We start from the raw sequence: 5,679 nt of genomic DNA on the forward strand, positions 1-5,679 counted from the left end.
CTGCCCGACAACCAGGCCTTCGTCGCCTCGAACGAAGCCGATTCCGGCACGCTCGAGACCAAGGAAGTCTGCCGCCTGTTCAAGGAAGCCGGCAAGAAGGAAGCCAATGTCTATGTGATCATGGGCGAGCTTTCCAACCAGGCCGCCGTGCAGCGCACCAAGGACATCGACGATGTGATCGCGACGCCGGATTGCAGCTTCATCAAGATCATCGACAAGCAGACGTCGAACTGGAACCGCGACGAGGCGCAGAACCTGATGACCAACTGGCTGTCGACCGGCAAGCCGTTCGACGGCGTCATCGCCAACAATGACGAAAGCGCCATCGGCGCCATCCAGGCGATGAAGGCCGGCAACATCGACATGAAGGCGGTTGTCGTCGGCGGCGTCGACGCCACCCAGGACGCGCTGGCGGCCATGCAGGCGGGCGACCTCGACGTAACCGTGTTCCAGGACGCGGCCGGCCAGGGCGCCGGCGCTCTCGATGCGGCGCTCAAGCTCGCCAAGGGCGAGAAGGTCGAGCACAAGGTCTACGTGCCCTTCCAGCTGGTGACGCCCGCCAACATCGACAAGTTCCTGAAGAAGAACTGAGCCGCCAACGGTTCGATACGGAGCGGCGCTCTCGATCAAGACAGCGCCGCTCCCCTCTCTCCCTCAGCGCCGCAGGCGCGAGGGCGACCGCGGCTGATGGAGGACAGAATACGTGGCACAGACATCTCATGGCGTCGGCGGCGTCGGTTATGATGCGAGGAAGCGCACATGGCCGGCCGAGTTCAATGTTTTCCTGGCACTGGTCATTCTCGTCGTCATCTTCGAACTGATCGGCCGCATTTTTCTCGGCGACAGCTTCCTGTTCAACACACGCAGCGACGTCGGCGGCATCTTCAACGAAGCGCGCCTGCAGATCATCATCCTGCAGGTGTCGATCGTCGGCATCATCGCCATCGGCGTGACGCAGGTCATCATCACCGGCGGCATCGACCTGTCCTCAGGCTCGATCGTCGGCGCGACCGCCATGATCGCCATGAGCTTCGCTCAGGTGGCGACGGTCAACGGCAACCCCAATCCCAAGGCGATGTTCCTGGCGCAGGGCTGGACGGACCTGCCTGTCATCGTGCCGCTGCTGGTGGCGATCGCCTGCGGCCTGTTTGCCGGCCTCGTCAATGGCGCGCTGATCGCCTACACGCGCATTCCGCCGTTCATCGCCACGCTCGGCATGATGGTGACCGCGCGCGGCATCGCCAAATGGTGGTCCAAGGGCCAGCCGATCTCGTTTCCCACCGAGAGTTTCGCCGGCATCGGCAAAGGCCTGATGCCCGTCGTCATCTTCCTGTCGCTGGCCATCCTGTTCCAGCTGATCATGACCTACACCAGGTACGGCAAGCACTGTTACGCGATCGGCTCCAACGAGGATGCCGCGCGCATGTCCGGCATCAAGATCGCCAACCACAAGATCCTGGTCTACGTCATCGCCGGCATTCTCGCCGCGCTCGCCGCCGTGGTGCTGAGCTCCAAGAACCTGACCGCGCAGTCCGGCATGGGCGTGATGTACGAACTCGACGCCATCGCCATGGCGGTCATCGGCGGCGTCTCCCTGTCGGGCGGCCGCGGCTCGATCATCGGCACGGTGATCGGCTCGCTGATCTTCGGCGTCATCATCTCCGGCTTCACCTTCCTGCGCCTCGACGCCTACTACCAGGAGATGGTCAAGGGTGTGATCATCGTCGGTGCGGTGGTTCTCGACCAGTGGCGCCAACGCCTGCGGGCAATGAGGGCATGACCATGTCAGACATCGTCCTGAAGACTGAAAACCTGACCAAGCGCTATGGCGGCGTGCACGCGCTGGAAGGGGCGAATTTCGAACTGCGCAAGGGCGAGCATGTCGCCATCATGGGCGACAACGGCGCCGGCAAGTCGACCTTCGTGCGCCAGATCACCGGTGTCGAGCAGCGCACCAGCGGCCAGATCTGGTTCGACGGCAAGGAAGTGAATTTTGCCGGGCCGATCGAGGCTCGCACGGCGGGCATCGAGACCGTGTTCCAGAACCTGGCGCTGGCCGACGATCTCGACGTGCCTTCGAACCTGTTCCTCGGCCGCGAGAAGGTTTTGTTCAACCTCGGCCCGTTCTCGATCCTCGACCGCAAATACATGCGCAAGGCGACCGAGGCGGCGCTCGTCCGCACGGCGGTGAAGATCCCCAATCTGTCCAACACCATCCGCCACATGTCAGGCGGCCAGCGCCAGTGCGTGGCGATCGCCCGCACCGCGACCTTCGCCTCCAAGCTGATCATCATGGACGAGCCAACGGCTGCCCTTGGCGTGCAGGAGACCGCGCAGGTCGAAAACATCGTCCGTACGCTCAAGGACAATGGCGAGCCGCTGATCCTGATCAGCCACAATATGCGCCAGGTGTTCGATCTCTGCGACCGTATCGTCGTGTTCCGGCGCGGCCGCATCGTCGCCAATCTGCGCAAGGAGAACACCGACGGAAACGATATCGTCTCCTACATCACCGGCGCCAAGACCGGGGAGGCGGAACTCGCGGCCTAAACAGGATGGTCATCCTGTTTTCTGGCGCGCTCGAAAAATAGACTTGCCACCTTCCCCCAAAAGGAAGGTGCGGACACAACTCTCTCTAACCCATCCCCCAGAGGAAATATCATGACCGTTCGCTTCGCTCTCCTCGGTGCCGGCCGCATCGGCAAGGTCCATGCCCGCGCCGTCGGCTCCAATCCGCAGGCCAAACTGGTTGCCGTCGCCGATGCGTTCGAGAAGGCCGCCAAAGAGCTGGCGAGCGCCTATGGCGCCGAGGTGCGCAGCATCGAGGATATCGAGAAAGCCGGTGATATCGACGCCGTCGTCATCTGCACGCCGACCGACACCCATGCCGATCTGATCGAGCGCTTCGCCAAGGCCGGCAAGGCGATCTTCTGCGAGAAGCCGATCGACCTCAACGTCAAGCGCGTCGAGAAGTGCCTGGCCGTGGTCGAGAAGACCAAGGCGACGCTGATGGTCGGCTTCAACCGCCGCTTCGATCCGCACTTCGCCGCCGTGCGCAAGGCAATCGACGACGGCGCCATCGGCACCGTCGAGATGGTCACCATCACCTCGCGCGATCCCGGCGCGCCGCCGATCGACTACATCAAGCGCTCGGGCGGCATTTTTCGCGACATGACCATCCATGATTTCGACATGGCGCGCTTCCTGCTCGGCGAAGAGGTCGTGGCGGTCAGCGCCCATGCCTCGGTGCTGGTCGACAAGAAGATCGGTGCCGCCGGCGATTTCGATAGCGTCAGCGTCATCCTGGAAACCGCTTCCGGCAAGCAGGCGGTCATCTCCAATTCGCGCCGCGCCACCTATGGCTACGACCAGCGCATCGAGGTGCATGGCTCGAAAGGCATGGTTGCCGCCGAGAACCAGCGCCCGGTGTCGATCGAACTGGCCAACGAGAAGGGCTATACCCGCCCGCCGCTGCACGACTTCTTCATGACCCGCTATCTCGACGCCTACGCTATTGAGATCGCCGCGTTCATCACGGCCGCGACCTCGGGCAAGAAAGCGTCGCCGAGCGGTGCGGATGGGCTGGTGGCGCTGAAGCTGGCCGACGCGGCGCTGAAATCAGCAACGACCGGCAAGACCGTCCGTCTCGACAAGTAAGAACCGGAAACTAGGGTACAGGGAGCAGAGCGATGAGCACATCCGCCGATCGCAATTCGAAGACGCGCGCCATCGTCACCGGCGGCGCGCAAGGCATCGGCTTTGCCGTTGCCGAAGCGCTGGCCGACGAAGGTTGCCGGGCACTGGCGCTCATCGGCCGATCGCAGGAGAAGGGCGACAAGGCCGTCGCCCATTTCAAGAAGGCGGGCGTCGACGCGATCTTCATCAGCGCCGACGTGTCAAAAGTGGCGGACTGCAAGCGCGCGGTCGCCACCGCGATCTCGCATTTCGGCACCGTCAACGCGCTGGTCAACGCCGCCGCCACTTCGGCGCGCGGTTCTCTGGTCGAAACCTCCGAAGAGCTGTTCGATACGATTTTCGATACCAATGTGCGCGGCCCGTTCTTCCTGATGCAAGGCGTGGTGGCGCATCTCCTGGAAAAGAAGGCACCCGGCTCGATCGTCAACGTGCTGTCGATGTCGGCGCATACCGGCCAGTCGTTCCTGACGCCCTATTCAACCAGCAAGGGCGCGCTGATGACGCTGACCAAGAACGTCGCCAATGCCTATCGCTACAACCGCATCCGCTGCAATGCGGTGCTGCCCGGCTGGATGGACACGGAGGGCGAGGACATCGTGCAGAAGAAGTGGCACGATGCGCCGGACGACTGGCTGGCAAAGGCCGAAGCCGCGCAGCCGATGGGGCAATTGGTGAAGCCGGACCAGTTGGCGCGGCTGATCAGCTACATGGTCAGCCCGCAGTCCGGCGTCATGACCGGATCGCTGGTCGACTATGACCAGAGCATTGCGGGGTCGTCTCCGGAATAGGGTCAGCGTCGCGGCCGGCCCGTTTCTCCCCGTCACTATACGGGGAGAAATGCCCGGCAGGGCAATGAGGGCAGCGCCGACTTTGATAGTTAGAGGGTCGATTGAAGTCGGGGCTTTTTGGCCCTGTCCTATCCGTTGACGCAAGCGCCGCCCCTCACCTGCCTGCCGGCATCCTCTCCCCGTATAGTGACGGGGAGAGGAGCGCTCTCGCCAGCGATTTCGCCAACTCATCTACGGCACGTGACAAGCGCCTCCGCATCGACTATATGAACCTCATGATCAACCTGACCGCCACATATTGGTACTTTAGGAGCTCGCTGGCGGCGGGAGGATTGCGCTCGATCTGAAGATTGCAGCAACAAGATCCGAACAGCCGCCATACCTGGCGGCTTTTTTGTTTCAGCCGGCAGGTTCCCTCTAAATCAAAGAGGAGCATGATGTCGTCCGAAAACCGCTTCACACTTTTCGGCATCATGCTCTCGACAGGAGCAGAAAGCCGTGTTGACCACCACAGACGACCTCCGAGTCAAGGAAATCCGAGAACTGAGTACGCCGGACGAGGTGATGCGGGAGATCCCGCGCACTTTGACGGCGACGCGCACCGTCAGCGCATCGCGCAACGCAACCCATGCCATCCTGAACGGCACCGACGACCGGCTGCTCGTCATTGTCGGCCCGTGTTCGATCCACGATCCGGTCGCGGCCGTCGACTATGCCAGCCGTCTGGCGGCGCTGCGCGAGAGCCTGTCGGACCGGCTGGAGATCGTGATGCGGGTCTATTTCGAGAAACCGCGCACGACGGTCGGCTGGAAAGGCCTGATCAACGATCCCGACCTCGACGGCAGCTTCAACATCGACAAGGGGCTGCGGATGGCGCGCAACGTGCTGTCGGCCGTCAACAATCTCGGCCTGCCGGCGGCGACCGAATTCCTCGACATGACCACGCCGCAATACATTGCCGACCTGGTCGCCTGGGGCGCGATCGGCGCGCGCACGACCGAGAGCCAGATCCACCGCGAACTCGCCTCGGGCCTTTCCTGCCCGGTCGGCTTCAAGAACGGCACCGACGGCAATCTGCGCATCGCCGCCGAGGCGGTGAAATCGGCTGCCCAGCCGCATCATTTCATGGCGGTGACCAAGGGCGGCCGCAGCGGCATCGCCACGACCACGGGCAACGAGGACTGCCACGTCATCC

General features: G+C 63.0%; 6 protein-coding genes. All 6 read left to right on the forward strand.

Annotated elements, in window-relative coordinates:
* Positions 1 to 591 (forward strand): substrate-binding domain-containing protein (locus EN984_RS20345; RefSeq protein WP_164765548.1); only part of this gene is annotated, 591 nt, incomplete at its 5' end.
* A 112-nt stretch (positions 592 to 703) separates the two neighbouring features.
* Positions 704 to 1,780 (forward strand): ABC transporter permease, encoded by a 1,077-nt coding sequence (locus tag EN984_RS20350; RefSeq protein ID WP_027039989.1) that lies wholly within the window; start codon positions 704 to 706, stop codon positions 1,778 to 1,780.
* A 2-nt stretch (positions 1,781 to 1,782) separates the two neighbouring features.
* On the forward strand, positions 1,783 to 2,550 hold the full coding sequence (locus EN984_RS20355) for an ATP-binding cassette domain-containing protein (RefSeq protein ID WP_023810655.1): 768 nt from the start codon (positions 1,783 to 1,785) through the stop codon (positions 2,548 to 2,550).
* 111 nt (positions 2,551 to 2,661) lie between these two features.
* On the forward strand, positions 2,662 to 3,657 hold the full coding sequence (gene iolG, locus EN984_RS20360; RefSeq protein WP_027039991.1) for an inositol 2-dehydrogenase: 996 nt from the start codon (positions 2,662 to 2,664) through the stop codon (positions 3,655 to 3,657).
* Between the two features lie 32 nt (positions 3,658 to 3,689).
* Positions 3,690 to 4,484, forward strand: coding sequence for an SDR family oxidoreductase (locus EN984_RS20365; protein WP_127270616.1), 795 nt, complete (start codon positions 3,690 to 3,692; stop codon positions 4,482 to 4,484).
* A gap of 498 nt (positions 4,485 to 4,982) precedes the next feature.
* A partial coding sequence (locus tag EN984_RS20380) for a 3-deoxy-7-phosphoheptulonate synthase (RefSeq protein WP_127383907.1) occupies positions 4,983 to 5,679 on the forward strand: 697 nt, incomplete at its 3' end.

Origin of the sequence: Mesorhizobium sp. M7A.F.Ca.CA.004.12.1.1 (genome assembly GCF_003997835.1) — a bacterium.
In the GTDB taxonomy this organism is placed as follows: Bacteria; Pseudomonadota; Alphaproteobacteria; order Rhizobiales; family Rhizobiaceae; genus Mesorhizobium.

Excerpts from the sequence above, each read along its gene's own strand:
- iolG (WP_027039991.1), top strand. The coding sequence starts at position 2,662 with ATGACCGTTCGCTTCGCTCTCCTCGGTGCCGGCCGCATCGGCAAGGTC.
- EN984_RS20355 (WP_023810655.1), top strand. The coding sequence starts at position 1,783 with ATGTCAGACATCGTCCTGAAGACTGAAAACCTGACCAAGCGCTATGGC.
- EN984_RS20365 (WP_127270616.1), top strand. The coding sequence starts at position 3,690 with ATGAGCACATCCGCCGATCGCAATTCGAAGACGCGCGCCATCGTCACC.